Source organism: Streptomyces sp. NPDC093225 (assembly GCF_044753805.1).
GTDB lineage: Bacteria > Actinomycetota > Actinomycetes > Streptomycetales > Streptomycetaceae > Streptomyces.
Genome location: NZ_JBIVNX010000005.1, coordinates 182,470 through 197,408, shown reverse-complemented (window position 1 = coordinate 197,408; position 14,939 = coordinate 182,470). Strand labels below are relative to the sequence as shown.

Genomic DNA, 14,939 nt, shown 5'->3' with positions numbered 1-14,939 from the left:
GCGGGAACGCCGCGGCGCACCGCCCGGCACCGGCGGGCCGGCGGCCCGGACGGCGTACGCCGCTCGGGTCGCCGGCCGCGGTCTTTCGGCCGACCATGGGTGGGACGGTCAGGCCAGGGGGCTCCCGGCGGGAGATGCCGATGACGGACACCGACGTGCTGGTCGTGGGGGCCGGCCCCGTGGGACTCACGGCGGCCGCCGAGCTGCGCCGGCAGGGCGTCTCCTGCCGACTCGTCGACCGGCTCCCGGCCCGGCTGCCGTACGCCAAGGCCGTGGGCATCCAGCCCCGGACCATGGAGGTCTGGGACCGGATGGGCATGGTCCGGGCGGCGCTGGAGACCGCGGTGCCCCTGCACGGCCAGCTGGTCTACGTCGACGGCGCCGCCCAGGGCCGCATCGACCTGCGGCTCCCGCCCGAGGTGCCCTACGGCTTCGCCGCGATGCCGCAGTACGAGACCGAGCGCATCATCGAGGAGCACCTGGCCCGCTTCGGGACCCGGATCGAGCGCGGCACCGAACTGCTGTCGTTCGTCCAGGACGGCACCGGGGTCACCAGCCGGCTGCGCACCCCGGACGGCGAGGAGGAACTGCGCACGCGGTACCTGGTCGGCTGCGACGGCGCGCACAGCATCGTGCGCAAGTCCCTCGGACTCGGTTTCGAGGGCGGCGCGTTCCCCGAGGAGTACATGCTCGCGGACGTCGAGGTGGACTGGAGCATGCCCCCCGGCTACGGGGTGCGGGCGATCCGGCACGACCCGGCGGGCGCGGCCGGCGACGTCCTGGTGTGCATCCCGCTGCCCGGCCGCAACCGCTACCGGCTGTCGATGCTGGTGGCACCGGAGCTTTCGGCGGCGGCGCAGGAGGCGAAGGGGGCGGGCGGAGCCGGGGACGGCATCACGCACGGGCTGCAGGCGGACCGGGCGCCCCGCATCGAGCACATCCAGGCGGTACTGGACCGCCTCTCCCCCGAACCGGCCACCGCCACGGCCATGCGCTGGTCGTCCGTCTTCCGCATCAGCCACCGGCTGGTGGACCGGTACGGGGCGGGCCGGGCCTTCGTGGCCGGCGACGCCGCGCACATCCACCCGCCGACCGGCGCACAGGGGATGAACACCGGGATCCAGGACGCCGTGAACCTCGCGTGGAAGCTGGCGCTCGCACTGGACGGCGGCGGCAACCGCAACCACTACGGCAACGGCAACGGCGCACGAGGGCGGCTGCTCGACAGCTACCACGCCGAGCGCCACCCGGTGGGCGAGGAGGTCGTCGGGCGCACGGTGCGCCATGCCCGGCAGGGCGTGGGGTCCGATGCGGACGACGCCACCACCGTCCTGCTCCGCGAGGCGCAGCTGCTCGTCGGCTACCCGGACAGCCCGGTCGTGGGACCGGGCAGCCCCGGGCGGGCCGGGCCCGGCCCGGGCGAGCGGGCCCCCGACTGCGGCGGGCTGGCGCCCGGCGTCCCGGCCGTGCCGCTGCGGCTGTACGACCTCCTGCGCGAGCGGGGGCTGGTGCTGGTGTGCTACGCGGCGGCGTCCGACGAGCTGGCCGCGTGCGCCGAACTCGTCGCCGCCGCCCGCCGGTCGGCGGGTGACCTGCTGGCCGCGTTCGTCGTCGTGGCCGGTGCGGGCGGCGACGGGGACGCGGGGGCGGGCGACGGCGCGGAGGTGGCGTACGGGGCGACGGACGCCGACGGCGCGCCGTTGGCGGTGTTCCGGGACGGGCGCGGGGAGTTCGCCCGCCGGTACAGCCCCGAGGGCTCGACGGCGTTCCTGGTCCGCCCGGACGGCTACCTGGGGACCCGCATCGAGCCGCTCACCGGGCCGGCGGCCGCCGGGGCGCTGGCCGCGCACCTCGGGCGGGTGCTCGGCGACTGACGCCCGGTGGAGCCGCCGGCGGCGCCACGACCCCGGCGGAGCGGGACGCCGCGTGGGTGTCAGGAGAGCGTCACGGGTGCCGGGCCGTCGGGGCGCACGGTGATGCCGTACACGGCCCCCGCCGGGGCGGAGCGGAAGCGGGGGGCGGGGGCGGGCAGGAGGTGTTCCAGGAGCGCGACGGCCTCGCGCAGCGCGAACTGCAGCCCGAGGCAGGCGCGCGGACCGATGCCGAAGGGCAGGTAGCTCCCCTGGAGGCCGGGCCGGCGCCCCGGGGTGACGAAGCGCATCGGGTCGAAGTGCTCGGGGTCCGGCCAGAGTCCGGGGTCGCGGTGGGTGAGGTACGGGCAGACCAGCAGGTCGGTGCCGGCCGGGACGGCGTACCCGCCCACGAGGCCGTCCGCCGCGGCGTGGCGCGGCAGGATCCAGGCGGACGGGTACAGGCGCAGCGTCTCGTGGACCAGGGCGCGCACGGCCTGCCGGCGCTCCGGCGAGCCGTCCGGGCCCGCGGCGAGGGCCCGGACGCGTGCTTCCGGATGGCGGTCGAGCAGCAGGTACAGCCAGGTCAGGGTGGTGGCGGTGGTCTCGTGGCCGGCGACGAGGAGGGTGACCAGCTCGTCGCGGATCAGCCGGTCGGTGTACTCGGGGCGCTCCTCCCCCGCTTCGACCAGGACGTGCAGGAGGCCGGGGCCGTCGGGCCCGGCGGCCCCGCCGCGGGCGGCGGCCACGGCGCGGTGGGCGACGGCGTCGATCCGGGCCAGCTCCGCCGCGACGGCCGCGCTCGCGGTCCCGTCCGCCGGCAGCGTCGGCAGGGCCGTCATGACGGCGCCGACGGCGGCCAGTTCACGTGCCGTGTCCGCGTCGAGGGCGTGGCCGGTCAGCGAGCGCCAGATGGTGTCCAGGGCGAAGCGGCGCATCTCGTCCCCGAGGTCGAACTCCTCCCCGGTGCGCGCGTACGCCGCCCAGCGCGCCGCGGCGGTACGGGCGGCCGCGGCGATCCGCTGCTCGTACCGGCGCATGCCGGCACCGGTGAACTGCCCCTGGAGCAGTTTCCGTTGGCGCTGCCAGGCCTCGCCGGTGGCGGACAGGACGCCGTCGCCGACGAGCAGCCGGGCGCGGTGGGAGCGCTTGACGTACCGGTCGGGGTGCAGGGCCAGCACCTGCTGGACGGCCCCGGGGTCGGTGACCAGGACGGTGGGGCGGGGGCCGAGGCGGACGGCCGCGACTCCGCCGAGCCGGTCGCGGGCCTCGCGCAGCAGGTCCACCAGCTCGGCGCCCTGCGCCTGCCGGCGCGCCACGAGGGCGGGGTCGAGTTCGGGGACCGGCGGGCCGACGGCGGGCGCGGCCGGCGGGGCGGCGGTCACCGCGGCCGGCCGGGGGCCGGGGCTGGCGTGTGTGGCCACGGGCTGCTCCTGGTTCGGCTGTCGTACGTCGTCTCCGCCGCGAGGGGGCGTGACGGACTGTACGGGAGCGGGCGCACCGGGTGAAACCCCGCCTCCGCCGGCTCCGGGCGGGGCCGGCGGCGGTCGGGGCAGAGGCCGGAGTGGTGTGGGGGAGGTGCTTGAGGCGTCATGGCAGGCTGGTCCGGAGGCAGGCCCGGGCCTGGGGTGGCCGCAGGCCGGGGGCGGAGCCCCCTTGCCCCAGGGGTGGGCCTGCCGCAGGGCCTGCAGGCCACACCGGCTCAAGCACCGAGGGGACCCACACACCACGGGCCGGGGCCGGAGTCGGCGTCGGGTGGCCCGGGTCAGTCGGCCGGCGGCATGTCGTACGTGACCCACATCGTGCGGGTGGCGACCTGGTCGTACTTGGCGCGGGCGCGGTGGTTGTCGTCGGCCGTGATCCACCGGACCACGCTCCAGCCGCGCTCGGCGGCGATCTCCCGCAGCGCCGCGAGCAGCAGGTCGGCCGCGCCGGAGCCGCGGTCGGCGGGGTCGACGAAGAGGTCGTCGAGGAAGCCCCCGGTGGTGGCCGACAGCGGGCGGGCGAAGGGACGGTAGTGGGCGAGGCCGATCAGCCGGCCGTCGGCCCCCTCGGCGACCAGGGCGTTCACCTCGTGGCCGGGGTCGGTCACCCACGACCACACCTTCTCGGCTGCCTCCTCGGTCTGCTCGACCCCGTAGAAGTCGGCGTAGCCGCGGTAGAGGGCGCGCCACTGGGGGAAGTCCTGCGCGCGCACCGGGCGGACGCTGATGCCGGTCGACATGGGCTCACACACTTTCGTCGTCGGGAGGGCGGTGAACCGATCATGCGGGAGGTCGGGGCGGGACGTCTGCGCCGGTGTGTCGAAAGCCGGGCGGCGGTTGCGCCGCGGTGGAGCAGGACGGGGGTCAGGCTCCGGTGTTCGGCCCCGCGGGGCCGAACACGGCGTTCCACGCCGTCGTGAGCACCGCGGCGGACCGGTCGTCCAGGAGGTGCGGGGCCCCGAAGGCCATGGCCGCGTCGAGGAGGGCACCCAGGGCCGCGGCCCACGGATCCGCCATCACCCGTTCGCCGTCCTCGTCGACGGTGTACGCCCCCGCGCCGCCCCGCAGCCGGATGCTCGCGCGGACCGCGCCGGCGAGCACGGAGAACCCGTGGCCGATCGGGGACCCGGACGGCCCGGCGCCGGGGACCGCGAGCGTGCGGACGTGCGCCCGGCCCCGGCAGGTCGCGCCGCGCGGCTGGTCGAGGAGCCAGCTGTCCCAGGCCCCGCCGTACGCACGGTCGGCCGCGGGGTGCCGGGCCGCCGCGAGCCGGCCCGCGCCCTCTTCGTCGAGGGCGCCCGCGGCCCGGAGCACGCGACAGACCGCTTCCCCGTGCGGGCCGAACAGCACAGCCGGGGAGAGCTCCTGGACCAGGTCCACGGACACGGCGCGCGTGTAGCCGGCGCCGGGGCGCAGGTTCTCCGCGGCCCGCGCCAGGGCGGCCCGTTCCCCGTCCGTGGCCGGGGGGACCACCTCGGCCCGGAACAGCCGCCCCGGCCACCGCGCGACGACGACGCCCTCCAGCGCGTGGTCCACCACGCGCCAGGGCGGCTCGAACGCCGGCAGCGTGACGCGCGACCCGGCCACCGCCCCCCGCAGGAGGTCACGCGCCTCGTCGTGGACGTAGACGAACCCGGACACCGTGCTCATCACCTCACCCCTGCCCCTCATCCCCTGCATCTCATCCCCGCCCCTCGCCCCCGCCTCCTGCCCGGCGAACCCACTGGTCGCCGACGGGCCTCCGCACCGTGCCCCGGAACGCCGGTCCCGCGACCGCCGTCGGCGGGCTGGGCCATCGAGGTGAATCGACCCGAAGGCCGGTGTTTCAGCTCATCAGATTTTCTGTCGAGTCATAGATTCGCCGCTGTCCGGGGACGGGGGTGGAAGGACCGGGAACGCAAGCCCGCCCTTTCGCCCCCCGACGTCCGACTCCGCCCCCCTTCGACTCGACCCCGCACCCTGGGAGGGTCGCCATGCGCCGACCTGCCGCCGCCACCGCCCTGCTCGCCCGGCTCGCCGCACTGCCCTTGCTGCTGGCGACGACGTCCGGCTGCGGGCCCGGCGACACGGTGTCGTCGCACCCCGGGGTCTTCGGCCCACCCGGGGCGCGGGCGGCCGCCACCGTGCCCGACTCGCTGCGCTTCACGGTCAGGACGGTGGACGGCCAGCCGTTCGACGGCACGTCGCTCGCGGGCAAGCCGGTGCTGCTGTGGTTCTACACCCCCACCTGCGCGCCCTGCCCGGCCCAGGCCTTCGAGACCGCGGCGCGCGCGGACCGGTACACCGGGCGCCTGAACGTGGTCGCCGTGACCGAGCCCGACGGGCACGCCGGCTCGGGCCTGCAGGGCTTCACCCTCCCCTCGAACGGCGTCCCGCTCCCCCACCTGGCCGATGCGGGCCACGTCCTGCGCGACCGCTTCGAGGTCGAGGGCGCCAGCTCGTACGTCCTGGTGGACGCGCACGGCAAGCTCCTCCACCAGGGCCCCGCGGCCGACACCGACGCCCTCGACCGCGAACTCACCGTCCTGCTCGGCCCGAACTGACGCCCGCTGCCGCCATTCGGGCGCGGCTCACTGGGCGCCCAGGGTCATCCACCGCTCGGGGTTCTCCAGCGCGGCGAAGCCGACCTTCGCGTAGACGCCCTGGGCGTCCGCGGTGGCCAGGATGATGCGGCGCAGGCCGTAGGGCGCGAGGTGGTCGCGCACCGCGGTGACGAGCGCGGTGCCGAGGCCCTTGCCGCGCACCTCCGGGCAGATGTAGACGTCGCACAGCCAGGCGAAGTCGGCCCGGTCGGTCACGACCCGGGCATAGCCGACCTGCGCGCCCGAGGCCCGTTCGTAGACGCCGAAGTTGAGGGAGCCGGCGATGGCCCGGTCCTGCTTCTCGCGCGACCGGCCGCGGGCCCAGTACGCGTCCTGCGAAAGCCACCGGTACACCAGGGCGGGATCGATCCGGGCGGAGTCGGCGGATATCTCGTACCCGGCGGGAGGTTCATGGGTCATGGCCGCATCCAAGCAGTTCGCGGCGGACCCGGCCGTCGATTTTCGCGTGGCCCCGGCGGGCGCCGCAACCCCGCCCCGATCACGGGTCCTTCGGGCGCGGTGCGACCAACACCGCGTTCCCCCGCCCCTCCTGATAGGTTCTACAGTGTTGTAGAAGCGACGGGGGCGGACCCGGAACGGCCCGCCGCCCGTCCGAGGAGACGGAGACGGCATGGCCCTGTGGGACCGCATCAAGGAGTCCGCGTCGACGATGCAGACCCAGCTCGTCGCGAAGAAGAACGACCTCAAGTCCGGTGCGTTCCGCGACGCCTCCATGGCGATGTGCGCGCTCGTCGCGGCGGCCGACGGCTCCGTCGACCCGGCCGAGCGCGCCCGCGTGGCCCAGCTGATCGCCACCAACGAGGTGCTGCAGAACTTCGACGCCGACGACCTGCGGCGGCGCTTCGACGAGAACCTGGGCAAGCTGACCGCCGACTTCGCCTTCGGCAAGGTCTCGGTCCTCCAGGAGGTGGCCAAGGCCAAGAAGAAGCCCGCCGAGGCCCGCGCCGTCATCCAGATCGGCATCGTCATCGGCGGCGCCGACGGCGACTTCGACAAGACCGAACAGGCCGTGGTCCGCGAGGCCTGCTACGCCCTCGACCTGCCGCCGCACGAGTTCGACCTCTAGCGCCTGTCTTTCGGATCAGGCCGGGCTCGCACCGGCCGGGCCGGTGCGGGGACGGTTCATTGCGGCTTCGGCGGGGGCTTGCTGCGGTGCCAGGTGACGGACACGGTGAAGTTGGCGGTGGTGCTGGCCGCCGCGACGAAGGCGCCGGCCTCGGCGTGCAGGTCCAGGCCGAACTCGACGTGGATCTCGTCGGGCGAGTCGGCGATCGAGCGGAGCTGGTCGACCACGCCCTGGACCGCGGGCCGTGCACAGCGCACGGCGTCCTCGAAGGTCTTCTGCGCCCGCTGGGTCACCGCCGAGTCGCGGAGCCCGCGGGTGACGACCCCCGCGGCCGGGTCGCGCACCTCGACCAGGACCGTGGCGCCGTCCGCCGTGGGGAATTCCACCAGGTGTGCCATCCGAGGCGTCCCTTCCTTCGCGTTCCCGTCGCGCTTTCCGCCGCTACAGGTCGCCCACGGGCCACAGGCGGACGGTGCGGTCGTCGCTGCCGGTGGCGATGCGGGTCCCGTCCGGGCCGAACGCCACCGCGTTCACGGCGGCGTCGTGGCGCAGCTCGAGGAGCAGCACCTCCTCGGCGAGGTCCCACACGCAGGCCGTGGCGTCGCCACTGCCGGTGGCCAGGCGGGTCCCGTCCGGGCTGAACGCCACCGCGTTCACACCGGCGTCGTGGCGCAGTTCGAGGAGCGGCTTGCCCGAAGAGGCGTCCCAGACCCGGGCGGTGCCGTCGGAGCCCGCGGTGGCGATGCGGGACCCGTCGACGTTGAAGGCCACCGCGTTCACGGCGGCTCCGTGGCGGAGTTCGAGGAGCTGCCGCCCCGCCACGGCGTCCCACACCCGGGCCGTGGCGTCGGAACCGCCGGTGGCGATCCGGGTCCCGTCCGGGGCGAACGCCACGGCCTGCACGGGGGTCCACCTGCCCCCGTGGCGGACCTCGAGCAGCTGCTCGCGGACGCCCGTGGCGTCCCACACCCGGGCCGTGGCGTCCGCGCCGCCGCTGGCGAGGCGCGTTCCGTCGGGACTGAAGGCAACGCAGTTCACGCCGGCGTCGTGCCGGGCCTCGACCGTCAACCGTCCGGTGCCGGCGCTCCAGATCCGGACCGCGTCGTGTGCGCTGCCCGTGGCGATCCGCAGGCCGTCCGGGCTGAACGCCACCGCGGGCACGGTGGACCGCAGGCCCCCGCCCTTCACCTTGAGGCGCTCCGCACCCGAGGTGTCGTAGATCCGGGCCCACCGGGACCCGCCCGCGACGGCGATGCCCTCGCCGCTCGGGTGCCACGACACGGAACGGACCGCGTCCCCGAAGTCGATGCGGGCCAGCTCGGGCGGGTCGGCCGCGATCTCCCGCCGGGCATGACCCGCCAGCTCGGCGTACTCGGCCGCCGCGTCCGCCCGCATGGCCGTCAGCTCGGCGATCGTCCCGAGCGCCGTCACCCAGTCCTGCGCCCTGACCTGCCGCTGCAGCGCGGCGCGCAGGTCGGCGACCCGCCGGCAGAGCGCGCCGCGCTCGGCGGCGTCGCGGTAGCCGCCGTCGGCCGCGAGCTCCTCGTACCGGTCCGCGGCCGCGGACCACTCCTGGCCGTCCTCCGCCGCGCGGGCCTCGTCGTAGCGGCGTTCCTGTTCCGACTCGCGCAGGGCGTGCCGGGCGCGGCCGACCAGTCCGTACCGGTCGGCGGCGGCCGGGTCGAGCCCGCGCAGTTCGTCGCTGACCTCGAGGACGGCCTGCCACTGGCCGGCGTCCGCGTGGTAGCGCAGCTCCGCCTCGAGGTCGGCGACGCGCTGCCGGGAGCGGCACCGCTCGGCCCGCTCGGCGGCGTCCCGGTAGCCCTCCTCGGCCCGGAGGACCTCCGCGTACCCGTCGATCGCGCCGGCCCAGTCGCCGGCGGCCTCCGCATCCGTCGCCCGCCGGTAGACCGAGGCGAGCTCGAGCTGGACGACGGCCCGCTCGCGCAGCGCCGCCGCTTCCCGGTCGTCCGGGGCGCGGGCGAGGAGGTCGTCGAGCAGCTCCACGGCCCGGTCGTGGCGTCCCACGCGCAGTTCCGCGGCGGCCGTCACGTAGAGGGCGCGCAGTTGTGGGTCGGCCCCCTCGGGCCGGTGCCGTGGCGGGACCGTGCGCGGAGTGGCTCCCGTGGTGAAGGTGAACAACCGGGCGGCGTCGCCGCGCACGTACAACACCGGGGTGATCCATTCCAGGGTGCGGCGGCTGGTGCCGAGGATGGCGATGCGCCCGCTCTGTGCCGCCTCGTCGATCCGACGGCCATGGGCGAGGGCGGTGTAGAAGCCCTGTGCGAAGCGGATCGCGGCGCGGTCGCTGACCGCGAACTGCATCGCGGCGGCCGCGCTGATGCCGCTGCGGACCAGGGTCGCGCCTGTGCTGGAGAAGACGTCGCGCGTCCCGCCCTGCGCCGAGGCACAGGCGTTGAGCACCACGAGCCGCGGCGTCGGCCGGGCCTCGCCGAGCAGGTCCGCCAGCCGGGAGGCCTCGACCAGATCGGCGCCGCCACTGCCGTCGACCAGTGCGATGAGGCCTTCGTCGGCGCCCTCGTCGTAGTCGCCGTGCCCGATGAGGTGCAGCACGTGCCACTCGCCCTCCAACATGTACCCGTGCACCCGGTCCCAGCTGGCCTGCGGTACCCAGGTCAGCTGGACCCGCCCCGCCTCGATCTGCTCGGCCAGCGCCTCCTCGAGCCGGGCGCGTTCGGCGTCGGTGTCCAGCAGGGGCATCCCGCGCGGGGAGGAGACGACCGCCAGGATCCGCAACGGTGGCTCCACCTGCAGCGGCTCGGGTGTGTACCGAGCCGGTACGTGCCGGACGAGCGGCTCCTGCCGGCACAGGTAGACGTCCGCGTCCGGGTCGAACAGCGTCTCCCACGGCAGCAGCGCGAGCTCGGGCGTCTTCAGCCGCAGCACGATCCGCAGCCGTTCCTGCCGCTCCTGGGCCACACCGCTGCTCGCCCGGTAGCTCCCGTAGACCGGCCCGGTGAAGAGCGCTTCGAACAGCTGTCGCCCGACCTGCCGCACCGGCTCCTCCGTGGCCGACACCGCGCGGCGTGCCTGCACCGAGGAGGCCAGCACCGTCGCCTCCAGCTCGCGACGTCGGTCGAGCAGGGCTTCGACGTCGAGCAGCAGCGCCGCGTGGGGTTCACCGCCGGCCGCGGCGTGCACCACCCGCACGTCGTACCCGCCCGGGTACGTGCCCGAGATCTCCAGTTCGAGGTCAGTGGCCATCGCTGCCTCTGGGAACGGCCGGGACTGCCTACACGACCATGGTGCGCCCGCGAGATCCCCCGGCGCACGTCGGTCCGGGCTCAGAGCGGCGTGGCCGCATCGAGCAGCGCGATCAGCGTGACGGCCGAGTTCGCCGAGGAGAGGGCGGAGACCACCGCGCCGGCCGCCGCGCCCCAGACGGCCAGCCCGACCGTCGTGAACAGCGGGGGCCAGGCCGGCCGCGGCGGGGCCGGCGCCAGCAGGGCGGCCACCCGGCGGGGCACCGGCCCCGGGGCGGCGAAGTGCGCGAGGGCGCCCGCCGGTACCGGCCCGGCGCCGAGCAGCCCGGCCCGGGCCACCGCCCGGGCCACCGCGCTGCGGCTGCCGACCGCGGCCGCGGCCGCCTCGTCCGCCCACCGCTCGGTGGTGAACGCCACCGCCGAACCCAGCGGCCGCAGCATCGGGTTGGCGCGCGAGGCCAGCCGCACCGCCAGCTGGTGGCGGTGGTGACGGGCAGTCAGGTGGGCGCGCTCGTGGGCGAACAGCGCCCGCCGCTCGGGTCCGGTCAGCGCCCCGAGCATGCCGGCGCTCACCACGATCCGGTCCCGCCCGCGGCCACCGCCCGGCAGCGCGTACGCGTACGGCGCCGCCTCGGGCAGCACCACCACGCCGCGCGGCGGGAGCCCGGCCAGTGCCCGTACGGCCGCGCGCCGCACCCGACGGTGCCGACGGGCGGTGGCGGTGCAGGCGGCCAGCACGGCGAGCAGCGCGGGAACGGCGACCGGGCCGGCCACCTCGTCGTACGGCACGGCCGCGCGCACCTCGGGGTCGGACCACCCGTCGGGCAGCGGGTTGCCGGGCAGCTGGGCGGTCCCGACCACCATGAGCAGGGCCAGGCACAGCGTGCTGCACACGGCCAGCACGACCGCGATCGCGGTCAGCAGCCGGGTCGCGGTGCGCGGGTGCAGGTGCTGCTCGGCGAGCCGGGCGACCGGCCAGGCGGTCAGCGGCAGCACCAGGGGCAGGAAGACGAAGATCCCCACGCCGGGTCAGCCCCGCCCGTCCTCGCCGGTGCGGGCCAGCAGGGCGCGCAGCAGCTCCTCGTCGCCCGGCGGCAGTGCCGTGACGAAGCTGGCGAGCACGGCCTGCCGGTCGGCCTCCGCGTCGAGCACCCGACGCATGCGCAGCGCCGCCAGGCCGGCCTCGTCGGCCACCGGTACCCACTCGAAGGACCGGCCGGCGCGCTCCCGGGTCACCGCGCCCTTCGCGTGCAGGCGGGTCAGGATCGTCACCACCGTGGTGTACGCGAGCCCGTCGGGCAGGCGCTCCTGCACCCACGCGGCGGTCACCGGCCCCGGCGCCCGCCCGAGCGCCCCGAGCACCTGGGCTTCCAGCTCGCCCTGGCCGCGCCGCTTCGACGGGCCGGCCGGGGTACGGCGGACGGTCATCGGGGGCCTCCGGGGCAGGGCATCGGTCGGTCGGGGGCCGTCGGGCGGACGGCGGTTCATCGTACCGACGCGCGCACGCCCCCTCCCCGTTGCCCGGGGCCGCCCCGTCCCCTCCCGGGGCCCGCGTCCTCGGCCCGACCGCCCGTCAGCCGTCGTGCGGCTTCGCGGGGGCCGGTCCGGGCGGCGTACCCGGGCGGCCCATCGTGCCGGCGCAGCCCACCCGGTCGCCGGTCGCGGGCGCGCCGTCGGCGACGTTGCGGTCGTACGTCACGGTCCGCACCGCGGCGGGCCCGGTGCCGACCGCCACGTCGAAGCCGGCGTCGTGGCCCGGTACGGCCTCCAGGCGGGCGCCGGGCAGGGCCGCGGCGAGGGTGGCCGCCTCGTCGTCGCGGCCGGGCGCGTACCGGATGACGGGCGGGCCCGCCGGGCGGGCGGCCGGTGCGTTCTTGGAGGTGTCGGTGACGGCGAACTTGCTCTTGCGCAGGGCGGCGGCGGTCTTCGCGTGGTCGACGCGCACGGCGATCCAGAGCGGGTTGGCCGGAGTGGCGGCCTCGCCGACCGGCTGGATGCGCGGATCGCCGGTGATCGGCCGGTCCGCCGCCAGCGCGGCCCACAGCGCCTGCGAGCGGGCGTCGTGCCACAGGAGGGTGGATCCGACACCGGGCACGCGGTGGTCGAACTCCTTGAGCGGGACGGTGGCGAACTCGGTCTGCCGGGTGGACAGCCGCCCGACCGCCCATCCGATGCGGACCAGGTCCTGCAGGTCGGTCCGGTCGTCGGTGCGCACGGTCTTCAGCAGCGTCCGGACGGTACGGGCGGTGCTCAGCGGGTCGGCCAGGGCGCCCTCGCCGGTCAGCTTCGTCAGCAGGTCGGACACGGTGCGCTGTTGGCGGCGCATCCGGCCGAGGTCTCCGGGGCGGTTGGTGATGTGCCGGGCCCGTACGTATCGCAGGGCGCCGCGCCCGTCCACGCGGTGGACGCCGGCGGTGAGGTCGAGGCCGGAGTTCTCGTCCTTGAGCGGCTCGGTGCTGCACACGACCGCCCCGCCGAGGTTGTCGACCGTCGCCTCGAAGCCCGTGAAGCCGGTCTCCAGGTAGTGGTCGATGCGCAGTCCGGTGGCCTTCTCGACGGTCTTGACCGTCAGCGGCCGGCCGCCGAGGGCGTACGCCCCGTTGATCTTGCCGAGCCGGGCCGGCTCGGTGTCCTGCGCGTAGGCGACGTACGAGTCGCGGGGGATCGAGACGACGCTGGCCCGGCGCTCGTCCTGGGAGAGGTGGACGAGCAGCATGACGTCCGTGCAGTTGCAGCCCTTGCCGCCGACGTTGAGGCGGCGCTTCTCCGCGGCGGACAGGCCGGCCCGGCTGTCGATGCCGACGACGAGGATGTTCGTGCCCCTGCCCCGCTCCGGTGCGCCGGCGTCGGCCGGGGCGGCCATGGCCGTCAGGCCGGTGCCCGCGGCGAGCGTGGCGAGGAAGGTCAGGGCAACGGTGGTCTTCCGCAACGCACACCCCCGGAGGAAAGGAACGTATCAGACGATTTCCGGACAGTAACCGGGGGGATGCGCGGGCGGCGGCTTACGCGCCGGGGTGCGGGCCGTTCGGGTAGTGGGCCGTCACGTTGTCGGCGGCGGGCCGGAGCCGGCCCACCGGGCCGCGCGCGAAGGCCCGCAGCACGTTCTCGGTGACGGTGCGGGTGAACCGCCCCGTACGGCCGTCCATGCCGTGGTTCGCCCCGCTGCCGGGCCCCTGGGCGTCCAGGGCCTCGACCCAGCGCATGGTGCCGGTGGCGAACACGGCGGCGCCGCCCGGCAGGGTGAGGTACGCCGAGTCGGCGTGGCTGCGGCGGCCCTTGCACACCACCGGGGAGTGGGCCAGGATCTCGATCGGCCGCGGGGTGGGACGGGCAGTGTCGACCCGGTCGTACTCGATGCCCACCAGGTGCGGGAAGGACTCCCCGGCGCGCACGCCGGTGCCCGCGAACAGCCAGTGCTCCGGCGTGGAGACGACGTACGGCGCGTCCACCGGGTAGCCGTCGTAGATCACCCCGAGGAGCGCGCTCTCGGGGTCGGCGGCCGGCCCGTCCCGGAAGTCGTGGGTGGGTGGCAGTCCACGGCGGTAGCCGGGGTCCCGGGCGTAGTCCTCCTTGTAGCAGACCACGATCCGGTCGGGGCCGAGCGGCGAGGGCTCGAAGCGGACGCGCCGGTAGCAGCAGTTGGCGCCGAAGACGGCGAGGTTCGTTCCGCGGTCGCGGGCGCGCGTGACGTGCAGCCGCTGTTCGGGGCTCCAGTACTCGTCGTGGCCGGGGGAGAGCACGGCCGCCGCCGCCCGCAGGAGCCGTGGTTCACGGGCCACGTCCACCCCGGTGGCGTACGCGAGGGGCAGGCCGAGGCGTTCGGCCAGGGCGAGCAGCGGCGCCTCGAAGAACATGAACTGGCCGCCGCCCTTGCGGTTGACGTAAGGCCGGTCGAAGGAGACGGCGAGCGAGCGCGAGTCGTTCCGGCCGGTGCTCCCCTGGTACAGCTCGGCGCCGCCCCAGCGGTTGTACGCCTGCCAGGTCGCGACCGCGTTGACGAGCACGGTGCGGCCCGCGGTGCTCCGGGACCGCAGGGTGATCGGCACGTAGCGCTGGGCGCGCCCGTCGCGGGTGTCCAGCCGCAGGAGGTAACAGCCCTCGGGCCAGCCGGTGGTGTCGATCAGCGCGGACGGCTCCCAGTCGGTGCGGACCATCCGGGTCGCGGGGTCGGTACGGGCCGGCGCCTGCCGGGTTCCGGGCAGCGGCTCGGAGCGCCACACGAGCCGGGCCCGCGCCCCGCCGTACCAGCCCATCCGGTAGGCGGAGACGGTGTAGGCGGGTGCGGTGGTCGAGACGCGGAGGGTGAAGGGCTCCCCCGGCAGGACGCTCGTACGGTCGGCGAACCCCTCGACGTCGTACTGCGCACCGGTCCGGGCGACGCGCCAGTCGGGGTGTCCGGGGCGGGCGTTCTCGGCCCGCACGTCCAGGCCCCGGTGAGGCGGCAGCGCGGCGCCCTCCGCGGTCTGCGCCGCCGCGACCAGGGGGTGGGCGGCTGCCAGGGAGGCGGCGGCCAGCCCGAGGACGCGCCGGCGTCCCGCGCCCGTGGAGCCGTTGCCGTCCCGGTCCGGTCCTTCTGCGTGCGCCATGACACCCACCTCGACTGTGCCCCCGCGCCGCCCGGCCCCGCCCCCTTCTGTGTAGCGGACGGCGGTGCGGCACGCCGGGCAGCCCGCCGACCCCGGGCGCGCCGCGGGGACCGGCCGCAGGGCGCG

General features: G+C 76.1%; 13 protein-coding genes. 3 read left to right on the top strand and 10 right to left on the bottom strand.

Annotated elements, in window-relative coordinates; translation table 11 throughout:
- The first annotated feature begins 140 nt into the window (after positions 1-140).
- Positions 141-1,874 (top strand): FAD-dependent monooxygenase, encoded by a 1,734-nt coding sequence (locus ACIQCH_RS07820; RefSeq protein ID WP_402579062.1) that lies wholly within the window; start codon positions 141-143, stop codon positions 1,872-1,874.
- Positions 1,875-1,933: 59 nt separating this feature from the next.
- Here the strand turns inward: ACIQCH_RS07820 and ACIQCH_RS07815 are convergent, their stop codons facing one another.
- The 3 genes from ACIQCH_RS07815 to ACIQCH_RS07805 form a co-directional block, all read right to left on the bottom strand.
- Entirely contained in the window at positions 1,934-3,235 is a 1,302-nt protein-coding gene (locus ACIQCH_RS07815) for a cytochrome P450 (protein ID WP_402579165.1), read from the bottom strand.
- A 380-nt stretch (positions 3,236-3,615) separates the two neighbouring features.
- Positions 3,616-4,074 (bottom strand): GNAT family N-acetyltransferase, encoded by a 459-nt coding sequence (locus ACIQCH_RS07810; protein ID WP_402579060.1) that lies wholly within the window; start codon positions 4,072-4,074, stop codon positions 3,616-3,618.
- Positions 4,075-4,198: 124 nt separating this feature from the next.
- Complete coding sequence (locus tag ACIQCH_RS07805) at positions 4,199-4,984, bottom strand: hypothetical protein (RefSeq protein ID WP_402579058.1); 786 nt, start codon at positions 4,982-4,984, stop codon at positions 4,199-4,201.
- A 323-nt stretch (positions 4,985-5,307) separates the two neighbouring features.
- Here ACIQCH_RS07805 and ACIQCH_RS07800 point away from each other — a divergent pair, with 323 nt between their 5' ends.
- Complete coding sequence (locus ACIQCH_RS07800; RefSeq protein ID WP_402579056.1) at positions 5,308-5,877, top strand: TlpA family protein disulfide reductase; 570 nt, start codon at positions 5,308-5,310, stop codon at positions 5,875-5,877.
- A gap of 27 nt (positions 5,878-5,904) precedes the next feature.
- Here the strand turns inward: ACIQCH_RS07800 and ACIQCH_RS07795 are convergent, their stop codons facing one another.
- Positions 5,905-6,336, bottom strand: a complete 432-nt coding sequence (locus ACIQCH_RS07795; RefSeq protein WP_402579054.1) for a GNAT family N-acetyltransferase — start codon at positions 6,334-6,336, stop codon at positions 5,905-5,907.
- Between the two features lie 211 nt (positions 6,337-6,547).
- Here ACIQCH_RS07795 and ACIQCH_RS07790 point away from each other — a divergent pair, with 211 nt between their 5' ends.
- Positions 6,548-7,003 carry a tellurite resistance TerB family protein gene (locus ACIQCH_RS07790; protein WP_402579052.1) on the top strand — a complete coding sequence of 152 codons (456 nt, stop codon included), beginning with the start codon at positions 6,548-6,550 and terminating at the stop codon, positions 7,001-7,003.
- A 56-nt stretch (positions 7,004-7,059) separates the two neighbouring features.
- Here the strand turns inward: ACIQCH_RS07790 and ACIQCH_RS07785 are convergent, their stop codons facing one another.
- From ACIQCH_RS07785 to ACIQCH_RS07760, 6 genes are all read right to left on the bottom strand, one after another.
- Positions 7,060-7,401 carry a CU044_2847 family protein gene (locus ACIQCH_RS07785; RefSeq protein WP_402579050.1) on the bottom strand — a complete coding sequence of 114 codons (342 nt, stop codon included), beginning with the start codon at positions 7,399-7,401 and terminating at the stop codon, positions 7,060-7,062.
- A gap of 43 nt (positions 7,402-7,444) precedes the next feature.
- Entirely contained in the window at positions 7,445-10,228 is a 2,784-nt protein-coding gene (locus ACIQCH_RS07780; RefSeq protein WP_402579048.1) for a CHAT domain-containing protein, read from the bottom strand.
- Between the two features lie 80 nt (positions 10,229-10,308).
- A complete protein-coding gene (locus tag ACIQCH_RS07775; protein ID WP_402579046.1) occupies positions 10,309-11,250 on the bottom strand; it encodes a M48 family metalloprotease in 942 nt (313 codons plus the stop codon).
- 6 nt (positions 11,251-11,256) lie between these two features.
- A complete protein-coding gene (locus tag ACIQCH_RS07770; RefSeq protein ID WP_402579044.1) occupies positions 11,257-11,655 on the bottom strand; it encodes a BlaI/MecI/CopY family transcriptional regulator in 399 nt (132 codons plus the stop codon).
- A 145-nt stretch (positions 11,656-11,800) separates the two neighbouring features.
- Complete coding sequence (locus ACIQCH_RS07765; protein ID WP_402579042.1) at positions 11,801-13,156, bottom strand: LCP family protein; 1,356 nt, start codon at positions 13,154-13,156, stop codon at positions 11,801-11,803.
- Between the two features lie 73 nt (positions 13,157-13,229).
- Positions 13,230-14,813, bottom strand: a complete 1,584-nt coding sequence (locus tag ACIQCH_RS07760) for a N,N-dimethylformamidase beta subunit family domain-containing protein (RefSeq protein WP_402579040.1) — start codon at positions 14,811-14,813, stop codon at positions 13,230-13,232.
- Positions 14,814-14,939 lie beyond the last annotated feature (126 nt).

Excerpts from the sequence above, each read along its gene's own strand:
- ACIQCH_RS07820 (WP_402579062.1), top strand. The coding sequence starts at position 141 with ATGACGGACACCGACGTGCTGGTCGTGGGGGCCGGCCCCGTGGGACTC.
- ACIQCH_RS07810 (WP_402579060.1), bottom strand. The coding sequence starts at position 4,074 with ATGTCGACCGGCATCAGCGTCCGCCCGGTGCGCGCGCAGGACTTCCCC.
- ACIQCH_RS07805 (WP_402579058.1), bottom strand. The coding sequence starts at position 4,984 with ATGAGCACGGTGTCCGGGTTCGTCTACGTCCACGACGAGGCGCGTGAC.
- ACIQCH_RS07800 (WP_402579056.1), top strand. The coding sequence starts at position 5,308 with ATGCGCCGACCTGCCGCCGCCACCGCCCTGCTCGCCCGGCTCGCCGCA.
- ACIQCH_RS07795 (WP_402579054.1), bottom strand. The coding sequence starts at position 6,336 with ATGACCCATGAACCTCCCGCCGGGTACGAGATATCCGCCGACTCCGCC.
- ACIQCH_RS07790 (WP_402579052.1), top strand. The coding sequence starts at position 6,548 with ATGGCCCTGTGGGACCGCATCAAGGAGTCCGCGTCGACGATGCAGACC.
- ACIQCH_RS07785 (WP_402579050.1), bottom strand. The coding sequence starts at position 7,401 with ATGGCACACCTGGTGGAATTCCCCACGGCGGACGGCGCCACGGTCCTG.
- ACIQCH_RS07780 (WP_402579048.1), bottom strand. The coding sequence starts at position 10,228 with ATGGCCACTGACCTCGAACTGGAGATCTCGGGCACGTACCCGGGCGGG.
- ACIQCH_RS07770 (WP_402579044.1), bottom strand. The coding sequence starts at position 11,655 with ATGACCGTCCGCCGTACCCCGGCCGGCCCGTCGAAGCGGCGCGGCCAG.
- ACIQCH_RS07760 (WP_402579040.1), bottom strand. The coding sequence starts at position 14,813 with ATGGCGCACGCAGAAGGACCGGACCGGGACGGCAACGGCTCCACGGGC.